This window comes from Staphylococcus ureilyticus (genome assembly GCF_002902235.1).
Taxonomy (GTDB): domain Bacteria; phylum Bacillota; class Bacilli; order Staphylococcales; family Staphylococcaceae; genus Staphylococcus; species Staphylococcus ureilyticus.
The window spans coordinates 3,953-5,269 of the sequence record NZ_PPRL01000161.1; the positions used below are offsets into that span (position 1 = coordinate 3,953).

Annotated in this window: 3 protein-coding genes; all 3 read right to left on the minus strand. The window is 26.9% G+C overall.

The genetic code is table 11. From position 1 onward, the window contains the following. Positions 1 to 458, minus strand: a 458-nt coding sequence (locus CD150_RS12875; protein WP_240621240.1) for a stage II sporulation protein M, incomplete at its 3' end; no start/stop codon positions are given. Positions 459 to 576: 118 nt separating this feature from the next. Beyond that, positions 577 to 714 carry a hypothetical protein gene (locus tag CD150_RS13525; RefSeq protein WP_164987251.1) on the minus strand — a complete coding sequence of 46 codons (138 nt, stop codon included), beginning with the start codon at positions 712 to 714 and terminating at the stop codon, positions 577 to 579. A 66-nt stretch (positions 715 to 780) separates the two neighbouring features. After that, a complete protein-coding gene (locus CD150_RS12880) occupies positions 781 to 1,125 on the minus strand; it encodes a DUF4260 domain-containing protein (protein WP_064209652.1) in 345 nt (114 codons plus the stop codon). Positions 1,126 to 1,317: the final 192 nt, after the last annotated feature.

The window sequence follows — 1,317 nt, forward strand, 5'->3', positions numbered from 1 at the left end:
AGCTCTCTGATTTTACTTCGAATTGATTTATTTAGTTGAAACAATACACTTGCAAATATACAGAAACCTAAAATTTCTAGTGTAGTATGAGGAAATACAGATATGATATTGGCTATAGCTTTATAAAAATCAATTTTTAATAAAATACCAATCACAATACCTGGCAATACAGAACTATATATCAAATTAAAGAAATATAAAAATTGAATAGGTATTAGTGAAAGCAGGAACATTTGTAGTGGAACTATAAAACCATTATTTACGATATATATAATAATTGCACCTAGTCCTGAAGATTGTTTAACAGAACGAGATATATCGTTATCTATACCTTTAATCATTGCTTTCACGTTTATATTGATACTATATGTAATTGCAATCGTTAAGATCATTATACTCAGGCTAAACAGAAGTATTTTTAGAGTTCTAATAATAAAGCTTTTATCAATGGCAAGCATAAACTTCTCCTTGTAGTTTATGTAGTTCAAAACCAACCATAAACCAATATATGAATAACACATAAAATAACCCCAAGCAGCATATATTGATGGTTAGAATAGTATTGTACTCATTATCTCATTCCTTTTGGTCCATGAAATACAATGACAATAAAGCAAAGAAAGCACTAACAATCCATAATCCAAAAATATAAAATAAAATAGCTGCTAACCCAGAGAAAGTAATCTTTAAAATTTTCAAATCTCTTTTCTTCAAAAATATACCCCCTCTTATTTAAAACAATGCTTTTCTCTTTGATATTAACTATCAAAAACAATGCCTTTAAACTTTCTGTATAGTAGTTTTATCGAAACCAATAGCATATTTGAGTCCATATCCAATTGTTCTATCCATACTAATGTGTGCTAACCAAATCAAAGATATTTGTAACAGTAAAGATTCTTTAGTTAGCAAATAACACAAAGTAAATAATATAGGTAAGATATATGTATGACCGATATTATAGATTTTACTCCCCACTTCTTTATTTATAATATAGCCAAACATTGTTATATCAGGCAACAATAAAAATATGAGAAAGATCCATAATGAGAAATCAAACATAAAATAAATACTTAATGTAACAATAAATACAAATGCATTTTCTAACTTGATAAAGTTGCTCAAATTGTATTCTCCTTATTATATTGCATGAAATTCAAATACATTTTAACATATGTTCCAATAAATAAGTATTGCACAAAAAAACACCCCTCAAATCAGAGGTAGTGGGTTAAATATGATTATTTAAAAACCTTTGCGCTTAATTTGTCTATATACAAAGGTGATTGCAATTAATAAAGTTATACTATCAAGTAG